The organism is Streptomyces sp. 7N604, assembly GCF_052245475.1.
In the GTDB taxonomy this organism is placed as follows: Bacteria; Actinomycetota; Actinomycetes; order Streptomycetales; family Streptomycetaceae; genus Streptomyces.
The window spans coordinates 27858-44697 of the sequence record NZ_JBQQBX010000045.1 but is presented as its reverse complement, the minus strand read 5'-3'; the positions used below and the strand labels follow the sequence as shown (position 1 = coordinate 44697).

The window sequence follows — 16840 nt, the reverse complement described above, 5'->3', positions numbered from 1 at the left end:
CCACCCCTCCCCCCCCCCCCCCCCCCCCCCTCCCCCCCCCCCCCTCCCCCCCCCCTCCCCCACTCCTTCCTCCCCCCCCCCTCCCTGGGCCGCCGGCCCGCCTCGCACGAGCAGGTACGGGACTGCCCTCAGAGCCGATCGTCAGTCCCGGCTCGCCGGTCACCGGTGAAGGCTCGGCAGGCGGCGAACTCGGGGAGGATGCCGGACGCACGGGCCTCGATGAGCGACGGTGCGGCCTCGTCCGCGGGTGAAAGCTCCGTTGTCTCGAGGCGCCAGTCGATGGCCAGTTGGGGATCGTGCGGGTGCACGCGACGCTCGCTGCGGGGGTTGTAGGTGTCGGAGCAGAGGTAGCACACCATCGCACCCTCGGTCAGTGCGCAAAATCCGTGGCCCAGCCCTTCGGAGACATACAGGGCCCTGCGGTCGTTGTCGTCGAGGCGGACGCTCTCCCAGACCCCATAGGTGGGAGACCCGACCCGCAGGTCGACAACCACGTCCAGGACCGCTCCTCGCACGCATGTCACGTATTTCGCCTGGCCCGGCGGCACATCGGCGAAGTGAATGCCCCGTACCACGCCCCGTTTGGAGACCGACAGGTTCGCCTGAGCAAGGCGCATCGGGTGGCCGACCTCCCCTGCGATCCGGTCGAAGCGGTACCACTCCAGGAACGTGCCTCGGGAGTCGTCGTGCTGGCGTGGTGTGACTTCCCATGCGCCATCGATACTGAGCTGACGCAGCCTCATCGCACGGCTCCTTGCGAGTCTTCGAGCAGGTCGAGCAGGTACAGGCCGTAGCCGCTCTTCATCAGCGGTCGGCTCAGTTCGCGCAGCTGGTCGTCCCCGATGAAGCCGACCCGCCAGGCCACCTCCTCAACACAGCCGATCTTGAAGCCCTGACGCTCCTCGATCACCCGGACATACTCCGAGGCCTGTACGAGGGAGGCAAAGGTGCCTGTGTCGAGCCAGGCGGTGCCGCGGTCCAGTCTGGTCACGTGGAGTTGCCCCCATCGCAGATACATCTCGTTGACCGCGGTGATCTCCAGTTCGCCGCGCTTGCTGGGAACCAGGCGGCGGGCGACCTCGACGACCCGGTTGTCGTAGAAGTACAGCCCTGGGACGGCGTACCGGGATCTGGGCGCGGTCGGCTTCTCCTCGATACGCACCGCCAGTCCGTTCTCGTCGAACTCCACCACGCCATAGGCGGCGGGATCGGCGACGGGATAGGCGAAGACATGCCCCCCGTCCGGATCGGTGCATGTGCGGAGGCGTGTCCCCAGGGATGTCCCGTGGAAAATGTTGTCGCCCAGGATGAGGGCCACCGATTCGTCGCCGATGAAGTCCGCGCCGACCACGAATGCCTGAGCGATACCTTCGGGCCGCTCCTGCGCGGCGTATTTCAGTTGCAGACCGAGATGTGAGCCGTCCCCGAGCAGCCGTTGGAACTGACGCTGGTCCTCGGACGTGGTGATCACGAGAATCTCGCGGATTCCGGCGAGCATCAGCGTGGCGAGGGGGTAGTAGACCATCGGTTTGTCGAAGACGGGCATGAGCTGCTTGGACATCGCTCGTGTCACGGGCCACAGCCTGGATCCCGTCCCACCGGCAAGGAGTACCCCGCGCATACTTTCCCACCAGCCCTCCGTATGCTCTGGAATTCCTCTGCCGGATGCAGACCGCCCCAGCCGGCCCCGACCACAAGACATGAGGATGCATCAAAGTCCGTCCAGCCGTTATGGATTCCCTGTTTTTTGCTCCACGGTGGATCCTTCTCGCTTACCGTTAACAGGTATGCGTCTGTTTGTGACCGGCGGGGCCGGGTTCATCGGCTCAGCGTTTGTCAGGTCCCTGCTCTCGGCTCCCGATGCCGCGGAACATGCCCACATCACGGTTTTCGATAAGCTTACTTATTGCGGTGTCGCTGCCAACCTGGCCCCGATTGCAGCGCACCCCGGATACACATTCGTCCGAGGCGACATCTGCGACGCGGCCATGATTGACGACGTGATACCCGGCCACGACGCCGTGGTGCATTTCGCAGCCGAGTCGCATGTCGACCGGTCCATCAAGGGGGCCCGCCCGTTCGTGGTGACCAATGTGGTGGGGACCCAGGTCCTGCTGAATGCCGCCATGAGGCACCGCATCGGCCGCTTCCTGCACGTGTCGACGGACGAGGTGTACGGCTCGATCGCCACTGGCTCGTGGACCGAGGACAGCCCACTGGCGCCGAACTCGCCGTACGCCGCATCCAAAGCGGGCTCTGACCTGCTCGCCCTCGCCTACCACCGGACCCATGGCATGGACGTGGTCGTCACCCGCTGCTCCAACAACTACGGGCCGTACCAGTTCCCGGAGAAGGTCATCCCGCTGTTCACCACGCATCTGCTGGAGGGCAAGCGCGTGCCGCTCTACGGTGACGGGCGCAACGCCCGCGACTGGCTGCATGTCTCGGACCACTGCCGGGGCATCGAGCTCGTCCTGCGCGGCGGCCGGGCCGGCGAGGTTTACCACATCGGCGGTGGCACCGAGCTCACCAACGCGGAGCTGACCGGTCTGCTGCTGGAGGCGACCGGCACGGGGTGGGAGATGGTGGACCGGGTGCCCGACCGCAAAGGCCACGACCTGCGGTACTCGCTGGACACTACCAAGATCGCCGAAGAACTGGGGTATACCCCCCAGGTGGGCTTCGCGCAGGGCTTGGCCGACACCGTGGCCTGGTACAGGAACAACCGGCACTGGTGGGAGCCGCTCAAAGCGAAGGCGGTGCCGGCGTGATGACCTCGCGGGACTCCGGCGCGCGCTCGCCGGAACGGGTGCGGTGGCTCGTCACCGGTGCGGGCGGCATGCTCGGACGTGACCTGGTCGCGGTGCTTTCCGCGGACCCGAGGGCCCGGGTGACCGCACTGCGCAGAGCCGAGTTGGACATCACCGACGCCGACGCGGTGGCTGCGGCCGTGGCCGGGCACCACATGGTCGCCAACGCCGCCGCGTGGACCGACGTGGATGGCGCGGAAGCGGCCGAGGCGACGGCCACCGCCGTCAACGGTACGGGGGTGTGGCACCTGGCCGGCGCGTGCGCGCGAGCCGGTGCGCGGTTGTTGCATGTTTCCACCGATTATGTCTTCTGCGGGCAGGCTGCCGTGCCCTACCCGGAGGACGCCCCGACCTCGCCGCTGAACGCGTACGGGCGGAGCAAGTTGGCCGGCGAGCGGGCGATTGCCGAGCTGCTCCCGGAACACGGGTACACCGTCCGCACCGCATGGCTGTACGGCGAGCACGGCGGCGGCTTCGTCCGCACGGTGCTGGACCTGGCCCGCCGACGGGAGACGCTCGACGTGGTCGACGACCAGCACGGCCAGCCCACATGGTCGTATGTGCTGGCTCAGCGACTCGTCCAGCTGGGGTACGCCGCACTGGCGGGACGCGCTCCGGCCGGCGTGTACCACGGCACCGCTTCGGGCCGGACGACCTGGTTTGCTCTCGCCCGCGCGGTCTTCGAGCTCACCGGCCTCGACCCCGAGCGGATCCGCCCGACCACCTCGGCCGCTTTCGTACGGCCCGCCGCCCGGCCCGCGTTCAGTGTGCTGGGGCATGACCGGTGGGCTGCGGCCGGATTCACTCCGCTCCCTCACTGGCGTACGTCACTCGCCGAGGCCCTGCGGCGCCCCGCTTTCGCCTCCGGGCCCGAGGTGCTGCCCGACTGAGAAGCGGGTACGACTCCTGCTCGGCTCACCGGCCCTCTGGCGACGCGCGGTTGGTCCGGCAAGGTGCCACGGACACCGTGGCGCTTTGGGGACGTGCCAGGGGTTGCGCGGGCGTGAGCGGGGGTGCTCCGGAAGCCGGTTCGAGGAGTTGCAGGTCGAGGGTGCGTGTTCGGCCGGGGCGAATCTCAACGGTGGCCGAGAAGACGGGGTGGTTCCTTTCCTGGTGGACGGACATCAGCAGGGTCCGGCCGTCGATGGATGCCTTGATCAATTGAGCGCCACGGGTGGCGTACAGAGAGGCCCAGGCGAGGTTCGAGCCGCGGATGTGGGTGCGGTGCGGGGCGTCGCCTCGGTAGACGACGTAGTCCGGCAGTCCCCTGGCCGGTGCGGTGTTGGTGAGGCGGATGCGTACGCGGGTATGGCGGGTGGTGCCCTGGCAGGGGCCGAGCCGGTAGTCCAGCGAGCGCCCAAGGTAGTAGTCGAGTTTGCTGGCGGCAGCGTTGTTCACGACCAAGTACGCGAAGGGAGCGGCGGTGTCCGGGAGCACACCCCCGAGGGGGGTGGTGGCGAGCTGCCGTTGCTCCGGCACGTGGCGGCTCCAGACGCGCAGGCGGCCATCGGCGGCCATGGTCGTCAGCGCGCGCATGGTGGCGCTGGTGTTAGGCCGTCGGTGGAGCAGTGTTTCGCCCACGGACTTCGCGACCCGTGTGAGGGCCTTCTTGCGGGTGTCCTTGTCGGGATAGTCCGTGTAGAGCTGTCGTTCGGTCAGGTCCAGGGCGTTCGCGGCAGTCAGCTGCCGCCCGTCCGGGAGGGGGACGGGACCGGTGGCGGTGAGCAGGGTGGCGAGCCCGACGGGATCGGTGGCAATGGCGCCGTCGGCTCGCCGGCCGGTGTGGTGACGCCAGAGCTCGGTCCAGATGCGTGCGGCGTAGGGGTAGTGGGGGGAGAGGTTGGAGTTGGCCAGGAGCTGCGTGCTCTTGGCGTCCGAGTAGCGGAGATCGAATGCGCGCCCGAGGTCGGCGACGGGCTCGGGGGCGCGGGGCAGGGCCTCGTTGGAAGCGAAGTCCTCGAATCGCAGGCGGCCGTTGTCGGCGGTGAGGACGCCGAAGGCGCCGACGAGACCGCCGGTGCCCCGTGCTTCGGCGTTGGTCTGAAGGGCGACGAAGTAGCGGCGGGGACGCTCCGCCCCCAGCATCCGCGGCAGCAGCCGGGAGACGTCGGCCGCGGTGGCCAGGGGCTTGTCGAGCCTGCTGATGTCCTGTGCCAGCTCCGTACGAGCCCGGTTCAGCCCGGCTATACCGGTGTGGGCCGGGGCGGCACTGAGCCCTTCCCGGATGCCCTTCACATGGTGAGCCGCGTCCGCGAGCCGGCCGGGTACCGCGCGCAGGTCGGCGAGGTCGACGGTGGCGCCGCGCCCGGGGGAGGCCGCACGCTGCAGTCTTTGGGCAGCCTGGGTGAGGGCGGGCAACACGTCGTGGGTGAGCCTGTCGGCGGCCGAGGCCAGCTCCCGCACCGTACGGGTGGGGCGGTCGACGAACGGCAGCCGTGTCGCGATGGCCCAGACAGGCCCTGAGGTGTTGCGCCGGGCGGAAGCCGCCCGGCGCTGGGCGATGGCGAGTTCGCGTTCGGCCCGCTCGAGATTGCCGGAGACCAGATCGGCCCGGAGCCGGCCGACCGCGGCACGTGCGACCGTCAAGTCGGTTCGGGCCTCGAGCCCGCTCATCGCGAGCCAGCCGGCGAGGGCGGCGATGAACAGGCCGGCTGTCGCGAGCCCGGCCAGCAGTCGGCGACGGCGCCGTCGGTTCGGGTGGGTGTGCTCGCTGTGCTTGTCCGTCATCGGCTCGGTGTCTCAGTCACGGGTGGCCGGCCAGCGCCACGGAGCGAGGGCGCTGAGGTCCATCAGGGGCGGCACCGGGGCTGGTGCACCGGCCGTCGGCAGCGGCACGGAGGCGCGCGGTCCCTCGGAGGCCAGGGCGGCCGAGGCCGGCGGCGTGACGAGGATCGACGCCGATTCGGTCAGCGGGGCACCATTGGCGTTCACGCCGCTCATGCTGATCTGGTGCAGACCCGTCGAGGTGGACCGTGGGATGGTGACCGTGGCGGTGGCGACTCCACTGCCGTTGGCGACGGCGAAGGTCAGCAGCGTGGCATCAAGGCGGACGCTGACCAGTGAGAAGGGCCTGAAGCACCGGCCCGAGACGGTGAGGCTCCCACCGGCGCGCACCACGGTGGAGCTGAGGGTCAGAGTGCAGGCCGGCGGGGGATAGTCAGCGGTCGGCGCCGCGGCGGCGACCGACGGGTTCGCGACCGTGGCCTGGGCGGGTGTGACGGCAGAGAGCAGGGCAGCGAGCGCGATACCGACCGAAGCGGCAGCCGTGGCCCAACGGCGCCACCCTGCTCGCCGTGCGTTGTCGGCGGCTATGCGAGCGCGGGTGATGACGCCTTCCGCGGGGGTGTGGGGAACGGGGCGGTTGCTCATGACAGAGTTCCTTCCGGTGAGTGCGGTGAGAGAGGGCCGGCGCCATTGCGGACAGCCGGATCGCCGTTGGGTTCCGTGGCGTGGGCGCCGTGGAACGCCGGGCGCAGTGGGCGCGAGGGGAGGCGGCCGGGAGCCGTTGCCAGCGGCTCGGCGGCGCCACCCTTGGACGCGTGGGCTTCACCTGAGGTGGAGTCGAGGATGAGGATGCCCGCGATGGGCGTGCCGATCTTTCGCAGCAGGTGCAGGGCACGGCGTGCGTCCCGGGCTCGTGTGACCCCGGCCCGCACGACGAGGATGACGGCGTCGGTGTGGCGGGCGAGGGCGGCGGCGTCCGCATTGCCGAGGAGCGGTGGTGCGTGAACCAGCATCACGTCGCTGCGGTCGGCGATGTGAGCGAGGACCTTCTCGAAGCCCTTGCTGCGGAACAGGGCCGCACTGCGCTGGGGGTCGGCCGGCTCGGCGGGGACCACGCACAGCCTGTCGGACGTGATCACCGGCTGAGGTGAGAGGGCACCGTCCGCATCCAGCAGCCCTTGCAGGGTCTGCCGGTGCGCTTCCGGGAAGTGGCGGGCCACCGTCGGACGGTGCAGTTCCCCTTCAACCAGGGTGACCCGCTCATGCTGTTCGGTCATTCCGAGGGCGAGCAGGGCGGCGGGCACGGCGTCGCCGTCGTCGTTGGACACGCCGGTGACCAGCAGGCGTTGGCAGGTCTGGGCGGGGGGTACCGCGGCGAGGGTGGCCACGGCGGTACGGATGGAGTCCGCGATGTCGGCGCGCTGGTAGGCCATGCGAGCTCCACGGCGCCTCAGCCGGTGGGAGAGTCGTGGGACCACCGCGAGGCTGAGTGCTCCGACCTCGGACTCGATCTCCACCGTCGAGTACATCCGGTCATCGAGGCGGTCGCGCAGCGACACCACGCCCAGACCGGTGAGCAGGCCGAGCAGACTGCCCAGCGCCCCGTTCAGCAGGGGATCGGGAGTGACCGGCCGCCGCGGCGGCGCAGCCTCGTCCAGCGGCTGGGCCTTGACGGAGCCATCCGCGCTCAGCGGCCTGCGCTCCAGGTGGGTGCTGACCGCCCGTGCGGCCGCGTTCGCGATGATGGCAGCCCTGGCCCCTGTGCCCGCTGAGGCCGTCAAGGTGACGATCTGCACGTCAGGCTGGGCGTCCGCGTCGATGTGGCCGGTGACGAGGCCGGCGGGGAGGCGGGTGGCGGCGGCGGTGGCACGGGCTACGGTGTCCGATTCGCCGAGGCGGACCACGGTGGGGACCAGGGTCTGCGTGGTGCCCGGGTAGGGCATCGGGTTGCGCTCCTGGCTTGTGGAGACGTTGCTGATGAGCAGGATCGATGCCTTCGACTCGTAGGTGGGCGGGGTGAGTTCGGTCACCGCGTGGGCCCCGCCGGCCCCGGCGCAGAGCATCAGCAGCGGGATGCCCGCTCGGCGCGCGACCTGGTGCAGGGTCATGACAGGGATCGACAGCGTCACTCGGGGCTCCTTTCGATGCGGTCCTGCCGGTGGTAGGCCGAGGGCGGGGGGCAGTCGGGGGGCCGGCAGGGACGAAGCCGGCCGACGGGGGTGGCGAGTCGCTGCCATGCGCAGTGGAGTGCTTCAGCGATGCGGCGCCAGCTGAACTCCTCGCGTGCCCGGCTGCGTCCACTGGCAGCCAGGCGCCGGGCGAGGGCCGGGTCATCGCGGATCTGTCCGAGCCGGTCGGCGAGTGCGTCCGCGTCACCCGCGGGGAAGACCAGGCCGCTCGGCCCGATGACATGGGGGATGTCTCCGGTGTCGCTGCCGACCACGGGGATTTCGCAGGCCATGGCCTCGACGAGGACACGGCCGAACTGCTCCCGCAAGGGGATGCCGATCCACGGGACGAGGTTGCGCTGGACGATTTCGACCGACGGAAGCGCGAGCACGTGCATGCGGTTCATCAGGGCGGGGAGCTCGGCATGGTCGGCCCACGGGCGAAGCTCGACGCGTCCGGGGCGATCGGACGCCGCTCGTTCGACTTCGCCGCGCAGGCTGCCGTCTCCGACGATCAGCAGATCGCAATCCACACGCTCCGCCGCGCGCAGCAGATCACCGATTCCCTTGTGCGGTTCCAGCCTGCCGACGAACCCGACGGTGAAGGGGTGCGTCCGAGGTGCCTCGCGAGGCGTGAAACGGTCGGTGTCGACACCCAGCGGGACGATGGTGGCCGGTCCCCGGTAGCCCTTCGTTCTCAGGACCCGCAGGGCCGAGGGAGTGATGGGAAAGGCGTGATCGACGGCTCGGTACGTGCGTCGTTCCAGGATGGGGAACGGGAACGGAAAGCGCATGACGACGTTTTGAGCGGCGTACAAGGTGACCGGCACACCGGGCCAGTACCGGTTGCGCAGCCTGATGGCCTGCCGGGTGGACAGGTACGCGGCCTCGCCGATGATGTGTACGACGTCGGGTCGCCGCGAGAGCAGCCGCCGCCCGCTGCCCGGGTGGAACATCACGGAGGCCATGTGGCCGGTGCGGTCCTCGCCGAGCAGATGGGGGACGACGTGGTAGCGGAAGCGCTTCTGGTCTGACGCCAGCTCGTGGAGTGCCCGGGCGGTGAGCGCGGACACGTCGGCGGCGTAGACGGTGAGCTCGGTGCCGGGCTGGTCGGCCAGCGCGGCGAACAGGCTGATCCAGTGCTCGGTTCGCTTGCCGACCGCGATGATCAGGATGCGCATGGCTGCTGTCTTTCCAGGAGGGATGGACGGGCGGTGACGGCGAGTCGGCCCACCTGTCTCCAGGCGCGGGCGCGGCCCCGCGCGGCTCGCGGTTGCGCGGGCAGGCGCACCAGGGCGGTACCGACGCCCAGCAGTGCGCGCAGCAGCACGGTGGCTCGTACCAGGGGATAGCTGCGGCGGTGGTGGCGGGCGAAGAAGCGCAGCAGGCTGCGGTACAGGTGCGGCCACACCTGGGTCGGGTCGTCGCTGCTGCTGGCGCCGCCGACGTGCATGGCCTCGATCGCAGGCACGTACAGCACGCGGAAACCATGCCGCGATGCCTGGAGGCACAGTTCCTCGTCCTCGTAATACATGAAGTAGCCCTCGTCGAGGCCCCCGAGCTTGTGGAGCAACGTGGTCCGCACAGCGAGGCAGGCTCCGGAGAGCCAGTCCACGGGGACGGGCGGGCCGGGTGCCCGGCAGGCGTCGTAGGCGCGCCGCCGCCGGCTTCCGCACAACAGCCAGCGCACGCCCACCGGGAGCAGGCCGGCTCCGAACCGGCTGGCCAGCACGGTGGTCCAGGTCTCGAATGGGTGGGCGCTGATGAGCACCCTGCCGTCCGGGCGCAGCAGGCGGGGTCCGGCGATACCGACGTGCGGCTGTGTGCGTATGGTGCGGACCAGGCCTCGGGCTGTGGTGTCCGGTAGCACGCAGTCGGGGTTCACCAGCAAGGTGACGTCGGTGGTGATCCCCGTCAGGGCCTGGTTGACGGCCGCCGCGAAGCCGACGTTCACCGCGTTGGTGACGAGCGTCCCCTCGGGGAAGTATCTGGTGACGAGCTCCACGGTGTCGTCCGACGACGCGTTGTCGATGACCCGCACGGCGGCGCCCGTGCGACGCAGAGCTGCCAGGCAGTCGACGATATGGGCGGCGGAGTTGTGGGTCACGACGACCGCCGTGGCGTTCAGTTCGTTCATGACGGTTTCTCTCGTGCGGGGGCCGGAGGACTGAGGGCTGTCTGGCTGGTCAGCAGGGTGACGGCGGGCAGCAATCCGAGTTCCCAGTGACCGTCGGTGGGGCCGGCGAAGGCCACGGCCGCGAGGAAGCCGCAGGTCAGGGCGGCGAACGCCACGGCGTAGTCGTCATGTGCCGCCAGGCCGGTCCGGACTGCCCGCAGCAGGGGCCAGAGCACGAGCAGGCCCACCAGTCCGAGGTTGGCGAGGACCATGACGTAGAAGACGTGGTAGACCGGCCCCACCGTGGTGACCGTGTAGTCCGGCAGATACACCGGCGGAGTGACGTGTCCGAGCCCGCCCCCGATCAGTGGCTGGGCCATGAACACGTCCATCCCGACGGCTGCTTCGGGCAGTCGGTGGCCGGCGGACTGGTGCACCTGGTCGACGGCCAGCGACGCCCGGGCCTGGAGCCCGGGACTGACGACCACAGCCAGCGGGACCAGCACGGCTCCAGTCATGGCGGCCGTCAGGATGCCTCGCCTGACCGGCCAGGTCCCCTTGACCAGAAGAACCAGCAGAGCCAGTCCTGTTGCCAGCCAGACCGCGCGGTACCCCGCCACCACGACATCCACGCCCAGCAGGGCGATCAGCACGGCCAAGCCGGCGCGTTTCCAGCCGCGGGCGTGGCTGGCCGCTACGAGCAGCGGCGGAAGCGCAAGCGCCGACAGCAATCCACCGTGCCGGGTGGGCACGGTGAGCTCCGTGGCGGCAAGCGCGGCCGCCCCGACGAGATAGCACACCGCCGCTTTCTTCACGGCCAGGCGATTCGGCAGGGTGTAGGTGGTGAGAAAGAAGTAGCCGGGGATGACGGCGAATTCGTAGGTCGCCACCATCACCTCGTGCGACGGGTTGCCCCGGGCCAGGCCGTACGCGGCCGCGAGTGGCAAGAGCCCCGCCACGGCCAGCATGGGCACGTCGGCGGCGGTGCGCGCCGGTCGGTCGTCGGTGCGCAGCAGGGCGCGGCGGGCAAGCAGCGCGAGGCAGCCGGTGGCCAGGATGCCTGTGTGTACGGCAGCGAGAAGGGCGACCCGGGTGTCGCCCAGCGCGCCCACGGCGACCGTGCCGCCGATGATTCCGGCCGGCAGGATGGCGTACGGCCACCGGGCGAAGGCGAGGAAGCACACCTGGGCGCCGACGCAGAGGACGCCGAGGCGCCCGGGCAGCAGCTCTTTGGTCGCGGCGCCGACCGCACCGAAGGCGCCTGCGGCACCGAACGCGCCTGCGGCACTGAAGGCGCCGACGGCGGATCCGGCCAGCAGTACGCGAGGACAGGGCTTCATCGTGGATCGGCCTCCAGCAGGTCCGCGAGCAGGTGGCGCACCGTCTCGCCCCGCGCCGCCCAGCTGTGGGGTACCGCCGCGCTACGCCGGAGGGCCTGCGCCTCAGGGCATGGGGCGCTCTCGAGGGCCTGCTCGATGGCGTCGGTGAACGCGTCGGGGCCGGTGGCGAGGTGGACGAGACCGGCCGGCAGCTCGGTGAGCGCGGGCAGGGGCGTGGCGACCACGGGCTTTCCCAAGGCCAGGTACTCGTACAGCTTCTTCGGCTGGACGTAGTCGATGAGCTCGCCGAGCCGGTAGGGCAGCAGACATACGTCGCACCCGCGCAGGACCGACGGGACATCCTCGAGCGGGATCTGGCCGCACCGATGCACGTTGGGCAGGCCCCGCAAGGCGGCTCGCCCGGACCGGGTGGACGCCCCTACGACCACGAACGTCCACTCCGGGCGCCGTTGGGCCACGGCTGCGAGCAGTTCGCCGTCGAAGGCGCGGGTGTCGACGGCGCCGACGTAGCCGAGCCGTGGGCGAGGCAGCCGGGCGACCCAGTCGGCGACCGGGCCGTCGACGGTGAACAGGTCGGGATCGTAACCGTTCGGCACGACCACCGGGCGGCCCCGCGAGCCGGGCAGGCGCGCGGGCAGCGCGGAAGAGGAAGCGAGGACGAGGTCGGCGGTGCAGGCCGCGGTCAGGGCGGCTCGCCGCATGTGCCACCGGTTCCAGCGGCGGGTGAAGGTCCAGTCCAGGTCTGCCACGTCATAGACCACAGCGCGCTCGCCGCACTTGCCGACGGCCGGAACGGCGAGATCCTCGTCGATCCACAGGATCGTTGCGGCGGGGTGCCGGTCCAGCCAACGGCGGACGAGGCGTGCCGTCACGCGGCGATTGAGGTGGTTGGCCGACGGCAGCTGGCGGCCGAACGGCAGCACGGTCGGCACGGTCGCCTGCCAGAGGGACGGTACGACCGGCTGCACCGTGAACCGCCATCGCGGACGCACCCCGGGCGGTTCGACGAACAGCACCCGGTGGCTGACCGCGAGCTGCTTGGCGAGTGCGTGCTGGCGCTGGCAGCCGACCGTCCATCCCACGCCGCTGAACATGACGACCCAGGAGCGCAGGTCGCCGTCGGGCAGGCGGCCGGCATCCCCCTGCAGGGCCGCGCGCAATTCCCGCAGGCCGAGGTGGCCGTGAGCCCGCAGCACCCGGCGCGCCGCACGGTCGCAGAAGACCAGTGCCCGGAACAGCGCGAGCCGACGGCGGGGCTGGGTGAGCTGCAGGTAGCGGGTGAGGCCGCTGAGGTGGTGGCGGGACCGGGAACGGGCACCCAGCAGGCGTGTGGAGGCACCCAGGGTGTGGGTGACCGCGGCATCCGGCGTCATCCACAGCTGATGGCCGGCGTCGGCCAGGACGCGGGCCAGAAGCACATCGTTGAAGTAGATCGGCAGGCGCGCGTCGAGGATCGTATGCGGGTCGAGGACATCCCGTCGCAGCAGCAGGCAGCTCGCCGATGGCTGCTCAACCGGTCGGGGACGGGTGAAGTCCTCGCCGGCCATGAGGTAGTTGCGCATCGCACCACGGAAGCCGGGCAACTTCCGCAGCACGGTGGCCAAGGCGAGCGCGCTGGTGAAGGTGGGCAACCGAAGGTAATGCTGCTGGATGGTGCCGTCGGGGTTCAGGTACAGCGGGGCGACTCCCGCTGCCTCAGGCCGGTCGCGCAGGAACCGGACGAGTGTCGCGAGTGTCGCCGGCCGCAGCCGCACGTCGCTGTTGAGCAGCAGGATCAGTTCACCGGACGCATGCGCATACGCCTGGTTGACCGCGGCTGCGAAGCCGCGGTTGTCGGGGTTGCGCACGAGGGCCACGTCGGCCCGGGCCGCGAGCATCTCGGCGGACCCGTCCACCGAGCCGTTGTCGACGACGATCACTTCGTAGTCCACCCCACCGGCGGAGGCCAACGCGTCCAGGCAGCGTCGTGTTTCGGCGAGGGTGTTCCAACTCACCACGAGGACGGACACCTCGGGGCGTGTCATGGCCGCCGCCGGTTCGTCGGGCGTTGTGCGAGGACACGCAGGTAGTCGCCCAGCTGGGGGTGGGTGGTGCGGGGAGAGCCGCATGCTGCCCAGTCGGCGACGAGCCTGGACACCGTCGAGCGGCGTGGCCAGTGACTGCGCCTGGTGTAGTAGCGAGGCAGCACGGTCTCGCAGCGCCGGACGTCGAAGCCGCACCTGTGGAGCAGCTGCTGAAGCGACCCGGGGGCGAAGTGCCAGTGGTGGTAGTCCGGCTGGAGGGCCGGCCAGGACCGGCCCTCCCGCTGGGCGGCGGCCGACGCGATGTTCGGCACTTCCAGGGCTAGCCAGCCACCGGGCGTGAGCGCCGACCATGCCTTGGTCAGGAACCGGACGGGATCGTCGACATGCTCGAGGACGTGGAAGCGCACACCGCCTCCACCGCAGTGTCGAGGGGAGCAGACTCGAAGGCGCCGTGCCAGATCGTCAGCGCCAGGTGATCCCGGGCGAACTTTGCGCCGGTCTCGGATGCCTCGACGCCTCTGACCACGATCCCGGCGGCGCGCGCCGCCTGAAGGAAGAAGCCGCCCGCGGCCCCGATCTCCAGCAGCGTCGCGGGTCGCGTGGCTGACAGCAGCCAGCGCAGCCGTCGGCGTGCCTCGTAGCGCCACTGCGCCTTGTGGCTGAAGTAGTCACGGTAGCCACCGGACTCGAAGTAGGCGGAGGTGTAGAGCTGCGCGGACTTCCGACCGTTTCCCGCGCGTGCGGTCCAGGTGAAGCCGCAGCTGCGGCACCGGTGCAGCCAGCCGTCCAGGAGCGTCTGTGCAGCGACCACTTCCCGGCACACCAGGCAGATCTCCGCTGTCGAAACAGTGCTCACCCATTCCTCCGATTCGTTGCCGCTTCCGCGTCGCGGTGCGGTGCCGGCCGGGCAAGGACCGTTTGCAGACGGTCACGGTCGGCGCGTGTGAAGAAGCCCAGCGCGGTCAGCGTGCCGATGGTGATCGCCGCGCTCAGAACGGTCCGCGATCCGACGGCCAAGGCGGCGCCGACCCGTCCGGCCCCATCAGGCAGGGCCGGTGCCACTGCCCAGGTGAAGGACCCGGCGGTGACAGCGGCAGCGGCCGGCGGCCACAACGCCTGGAGCAGTGGTACGAAGGGGCGCCCGGAATCCCGGTGGAAGTACGCGAAGAAGTAAACGGTGGCCGCCGTCGCCGCCAGCGCTGTCGACAGCGGCGCGCCCGCGGGCCCAACCAGCCACAGCAGCGGAAGCGTTGCGAGGAGCTTGAGGCCGGCGGCCAGCAGAACATAGCGGGTCTCGCGGCCGGGCCGCCCCTCCGCCCGGGTCACCACGGTGGCTGCGCCGCCGACCAGGTTGACGGCACAGCCCAGTGAGACAATGACGAGAGTGGTGGTGGCCAGAGCATCGGGGTGTCCGAGGAACAGCCGTACGAGTGGCGCCGCGGACACCACGAGCGCGGCGGTTCCCGCCGCCACATAGACGGCCAGGTACCTGGTCGTCACGATGTAGATCCGGTCCAGCTGGGCTGACGACGCTGTGCCCGCTGCCGAGGCGGCCGCGGGGAACAGGATCGTCAAAATGGCCGCTGCCGGAAGGCGCAGCAGGTTCGCCAGCCGGTTTCCCACATCGAACGCGGCCACCACCGGCGGAGAGGAGAATCCGGCGAGCACCAGCCGGTCAGCCTCACCATTGACGACGGCCGCCGCATTCGACACCTGGACCGGCATCCCGTAGCCCGCGACCATAGCCACATCGGCACCGCGGATACCGCGCAGGCGCGGGCCCACCCCCGGAACAAGCCGGCGAGCAGCCGACACGAGTATCACCGTGCGCAGCGCGCTGATGGCCGCCGACCCGGCACCGAGCGCGACCAGGCCGCCGCCCCGAGCGGCGATGAACACCCCCAGTCCCGCCCCCAGCACAGCGGTGCCGCCGGTGATCCGCGCCACCGAGCCGTATCGCTGGGTTCCCTCCAGTACCGCTTGCCACGGCCTGCCGAGGCCGTCGAGGGTGAAGCCCACCAGCAGAAGCAGTGCGGCGTCTCGTATCTGCCCCGCTGAGCCGTCCAGGTGGAAGGCGCGGCTCAGCCACGGCCAGCACACGATCGTCCCGCCGGCCAGCAATGCCCCCGAGCCGATTCCCCAGATGATGCCCAGGCCCAGTACGGCTGCGGCGCGGCGTGGGCACCCATCACCCGACGCCTGGGCCACTTCCCGGATCTGGGCGGAACCGAGCCCCAGATCCAGGAGGTTGAGGATCGCCACGGCACCGGTCAGGAGCACCCACACACCGAACCGGTGTGCTCCGAGGCTGCTGTAGAGAAAGGGCAACGACACCATGCTGGCGACCGCGGCGACGACCCGCGCCGTCAGCAGGCTGGCGCCGTTGCGGGCGACTCGGTCGACCGAGCCGGTCGCCGTGCTGCTAGCCACGGGGAAATCCCCGTACCAGGTCACCGAGCGTCAGCAGCAGAAGCCGCAGATCCAGACGCAGGGACCGGCTGTTCACATACAGCAGGTCGCAGCGGAGCTTCTCCTTCACGGAGGCGGTGTAGCCGTCGGTGAGCTGCGCGATCCCGGTGATACCCGGCCTGATCAGGTGTCGCAGGTCGTAGTGGGGCAGTCGGCGGAACTCCGCGATGAATTCGGGCCGTTCTGGGCGCGGCCCCACCAAGCTCATGTCACCGCGGAGCACGTTCCACAACTGCGGCAGCTCATCCAGCCGGATACGACGCAGCGCCCGCCCCAACGTGGTCACACGCGGGTCGTCGGTCCTGGCCAGCACCGGGCCGGTCTCGCACTCCGCATTCACCTTCATCGTACGGAACTTGACGAGCCGGAAGATACGGCCTCCTTCACCGACCCGTTCCTGGAAGAACAGGGGAGGGCCGTCCCAGCACAACACCGCGCTGATCAGCAGCATCACCGGTATCGATATCGGCGCGGCGAGTGCGATCAGCAGGAGATCCATCGCGCGCTTCGAGAACGAATGCGCGGGGCGCCGGACCCGCCAGCGCAGTCGCAGCCACGGAAGTCCACCGACGCGTTGCAGCCGCATCGACCCAAGCAGCCCGTATGCGGGGCGCGCGAGCAGAAGGAGATCGACACTATGGGCCAGGCAGAGGTTCATCAGCCGCCCGTCGAGGTAATCCAGAGAGGACTTCAGAAAGAGGGCCCTGGGGCGGTACACGGTCATCAGCACGTCCAGTTGGACGAAATTCGCCGGGACCGGCAGGCGGGCCACGACGGTCAGCTCTTCGTCGAGCCGGTCATCATCGGAATCCGGCCCCACGCCGCCGCCGAGGACAATCGCACAGGACCGACCGGCCGAAGAACCCACATCTGTGCGGCGGCTTCTCACACCGCGCCAGGAAACGAGATTTCCCAGCACATCCCGGAGTCGGCGCCGTCCTGCCTGGACGCGCGGCCACGTCGGCCCGTCCCCCCGCTCGACGTCGACCGCTTCGCTGCGCTTCCACATCGGGGCGTCCGGTGCAGCGGTTCGACGCCACGCGTATTCCCAGTTCAGTTCCGAGCGCACGGCCTCTCCTCTCTCAACCACCAACCTCTGCGATGTCATACGATTTCGGGTCGATGTCTTCAGGATTGCGCGAGAACGGCACCGGGCGACAGGGGGGTTACGCAAAAGAAGAAGCTCATA

The 16840-nt window shown here is 70.1% G+C and carries 15 protein-coding genes; 2 read left to right on the top strand and 13 right to left on the bottom strand.

The window, feature by feature from the left end; translation table 11 throughout:
• Nucleotides 1-128 precede the first annotated feature (128 nt).
• On the bottom strand, nucleotides 129-743 hold the full coding sequence (rfbC, locus tag ACTWP8_RS34490; RefSeq protein ID WP_443326027.1) for a dTDP-4-dehydrorhamnose 3,5-epimerase: 615 nt from the start codon (nucleotides 741-743) through the stop codon (nucleotides 129-131).
• Nucleotides 740-1621 carry a glucose-1-phosphate thymidylyltransferase RfbA gene (gene rfbA, locus ACTWP8_RS34485; RefSeq protein ID WP_443326026.1) on the bottom strand — a complete coding sequence of 294 codons (882 nt, stop codon included), beginning with the start codon at nucleotides 1619-1621 and terminating at the stop codon, nucleotides 740-742. Before rfbA ends, rfbC begins: the two co-directional genes overlap by 4 nt.
• Nucleotides 1622-1787: 166 nt before the next feature.
• Here rfbA and rfbB point away from each other — a divergent pair, with 166 nt between their 5' ends.
• Both rfbB and rfbD read left to right on the top strand, forming a co-directional pair.
• The gene (rfbB, locus tag ACTWP8_RS34480; protein ID WP_443326025.1) at nucleotides 1788-2771 is read left to right on the top strand and encodes a dTDP-glucose 4,6-dehydratase; all 984 of its coding nucleotides are present in this window, start codon (nucleotides 1788-1790) and stop codon (nucleotides 2769-2771) included.
• The gene (rfbD, locus tag ACTWP8_RS34475) at nucleotides 2771-3700 is read left to right on the top strand and encodes a dTDP-4-dehydrorhamnose reductase (protein ID WP_443326024.1); all 930 of its coding nucleotides are present in this window, start codon (nucleotides 2771-2773) and stop codon (nucleotides 3698-3700) included. The genes rfbB and rfbD overlap by 1 nt, the downstream gene beginning before the upstream one ends.
• 25 nt (nucleotides 3701-3725) lie before the next feature.
• On the opposite strand, the gene ACTWP8_RS34470 is transcribed toward rfbD, so the two are convergent.
• The 11 genes from ACTWP8_RS34470 to ACTWP8_RS34420 are packed head-to-tail and all read right to left on the bottom strand — an operon-like array spanning nucleotide 3726 to nucleotide 16471.
• Nucleotides 3726-5537, bottom strand: a complete 1812-nt coding sequence (locus ACTWP8_RS34470) for a DUF4012 domain-containing protein (RefSeq protein ID WP_443326023.1) — start codon at nucleotides 5535-5537, stop codon at nucleotides 3726-3728.
• Between the two features lie 12 nt (nucleotides 5538-5549).
• A complete protein-coding gene (locus ACTWP8_RS34465; protein ID WP_443326022.1) occupies nucleotides 5550-6179 on the bottom strand; it encodes a hypothetical protein in 630 nt (209 codons plus the stop codon).
• Entirely contained in the window at nucleotides 6176-7663 is a 1488-nt protein-coding gene (locus tag ACTWP8_RS34460; RefSeq protein ID WP_443326021.1) for a hypothetical protein, read from the bottom strand. Before ACTWP8_RS34460 ends, ACTWP8_RS34465 begins: the two co-directional genes overlap by 4 nt.
• Nucleotides 7660-8883: a glycosyltransferase family 4 protein gene (locus ACTWP8_RS34455; protein ID WP_443326020.1), complete on the bottom strand. Its 1224-nt coding sequence runs from the start codon at nucleotides 8881-8883 to the stop codon at nucleotides 7660-7662. Before ACTWP8_RS34455 ends, ACTWP8_RS34460 begins: the two co-directional genes overlap by 4 nt.
• Nucleotides 8871-9839, bottom strand: coding sequence for a glycosyltransferase family 2 protein (locus ACTWP8_RS34450; RefSeq protein ID WP_443326019.1), 969 nt, complete (start codon nucleotides 9837-9839; stop codon nucleotides 8871-8873). The genes ACTWP8_RS34455 and ACTWP8_RS34450 overlap by 13 nt, the downstream gene beginning before the upstream one ends.
• Nucleotides 9836-11158: an O-antigen ligase family protein gene (locus ACTWP8_RS34445; RefSeq protein ID WP_443326018.1), complete on the bottom strand. Its 1323-nt coding sequence runs from the start codon at nucleotides 11156-11158 to the stop codon at nucleotides 9836-9838. The genes ACTWP8_RS34450 and ACTWP8_RS34445 overlap by 4 nt, the downstream gene beginning before the upstream one ends.
• Nucleotides 11155-13182, bottom strand: coding sequence for a glycosyltransferase (locus ACTWP8_RS34440; RefSeq protein ID WP_443326017.1), 2028 nt, complete (start codon nucleotides 13180-13182; stop codon nucleotides 11155-11157). The genes ACTWP8_RS34445 and ACTWP8_RS34440 overlap by 4 nt, the downstream gene beginning before the upstream one ends.
• Nucleotides 13179-13589, bottom strand: coding sequence for a class I SAM-dependent methyltransferase (locus ACTWP8_RS34435; protein ID WP_443326016.1), 411 nt, complete (start codon nucleotides 13587-13589; stop codon nucleotides 13179-13181). Before ACTWP8_RS34435 ends, ACTWP8_RS34440 begins: the two co-directional genes overlap by 4 nt.
• Entirely contained in the window at nucleotides 13541-14038 is a 498-nt protein-coding gene (locus ACTWP8_RS34430; protein WP_443326015.1) for a hypothetical protein, read from the bottom strand. Before ACTWP8_RS34430 ends, ACTWP8_RS34435 begins: the two co-directional genes overlap by 49 nt.
• Nucleotides 14035-15612: a lipopolysaccharide biosynthesis protein gene (locus tag ACTWP8_RS34425; RefSeq protein ID WP_443326014.1), complete on the bottom strand. Its 1578-nt coding sequence runs from the start codon at nucleotides 15610-15612 to the stop codon at nucleotides 14035-14037. The genes ACTWP8_RS34430 and ACTWP8_RS34425 overlap by 4 nt, the downstream gene beginning before the upstream one ends.
• Nucleotides 15605-16471 (bottom strand): sugar transferase, encoded by an 867-nt coding sequence (locus ACTWP8_RS34420; RefSeq protein ID WP_443326013.1) that lies wholly within the window; start codon nucleotides 16469-16471, stop codon nucleotides 15605-15607. The genes ACTWP8_RS34425 and ACTWP8_RS34420 overlap by 8 nt, the downstream gene beginning before the upstream one ends.
• Nucleotides 16472-16840 lie beyond the last annotated feature (369 nt).

Coding starts and splice junctions, on each gene's coding strand:
- rfbC (WP_443326027.1), bottom strand. CDS start 743: ATGAGGCTGCGTCAGCTCAGTATCGATGGCGCATGGGAAGTCACACCA.
- rfbA (WP_443326026.1), bottom strand. CDS start 1,621: ATGCGCGGGGTACTCCTTGCCGGTGGGACGGGATCCAGGCTGTGGCCC.
- rfbB (WP_443326025.1), top strand. CDS start 1,788: ATGCGTCTGTTTGTGACCGGCGGGGCCGGGTTCATCGGCTCAGCGTTT.
- rfbD (WP_443326024.1), top strand. CDS start 2,771: ATGACCTCGCGGGACTCCGGCGCGCGCTCGCCGGAACGGGTGCGGTGG.
- ACTWP8_RS34470 (WP_443326023.1), bottom strand. CDS start 5,537: ATGACGGACAAGCACAGCGAGCACACCCACCCGAACCGACGGCGCCGT.
- ACTWP8_RS34465 (WP_443326022.1), bottom strand. CDS start 6,179: ATGAGCAACCGCCCCGTTCCCCACACCCCCGCGGAAGGCGTCATCACC.
- ACTWP8_RS34455 (WP_443326020.1), bottom strand. CDS start 8,883: ATGCGCATCCTGATCATCGCGGTCGGCAAGCGAACCGAGCACTGGATC.
- ACTWP8_RS34450 (WP_443326019.1), bottom strand. CDS start 9,839: ATGAACGAACTGAACGCCACGGCGGTCGTCGTGACCCACAACTCCGCC.
- ACTWP8_RS34445 (WP_443326018.1), bottom strand. CDS start 11,158: ATGAAGCCCTGTCCTCGCGTACTGCTGGCCGGATCCGCCGTCGGCGCC.
- ACTWP8_RS34440 (WP_443326017.1), bottom strand. CDS start 13,182: ATGACACGCCCCGAGGTGTCCGTCCTCGTGGTGAGTTGGAACACCCTC.